Origin of the sequence: Halomonas sp. SIMBA_159, assembly GCF_046536035.1 — a bacterium.
Lineage (GTDB): Bacteria > Pseudomonadota > Gammaproteobacteria > Pseudomonadales > Halomonadaceae > Vreelandella > Vreelandella venusta_A.
Genome location: NZ_JAWJBT010001079.1, coordinates 1 through 253, shown reverse-complemented (window position 1 = coordinate 253; position 253 = coordinate 1). Strand labels below are relative to the sequence as shown.

Annotated in this window: 1 protein-coding gene; it reads right to left on the bottom strand. The window is 65.6% G+C overall.

Going from position 1 to position 253, the window contains the following annotated elements; all coding sequences use genetic code 11:
* On the bottom strand, positions 1-253 hold a 253-nt coding region (locus R0J87_RS22595; RefSeq protein WP_498889135.1), incomplete at both ends, for a hypothetical protein.

Sequence of the window (253 nt, the reverse complement as noted above, 5' to 3'; positions counted from 1 at the left end):
CTTGAAGATCACCAGCCACGTCGCGCCCATGTCGCGGGACTTGTCGAGGTTCGCGTCCTCCGACTCGCGGATGCAGCGGTCGAGCGTGTGCAGGGTTTCGTCCTGCACCGGCCACGTAATCATCGGGAAGTGCGACTGGTGCCCCTTGGTGGGCACCGTCTCGCCCCGCTCGTTCACCATGCGGAGCCGATAGGTCCAGCCGAAGGCGTTGATCCAGTAGATCGTGCTGAGGCGGCACGCGGCGAGCACCGAC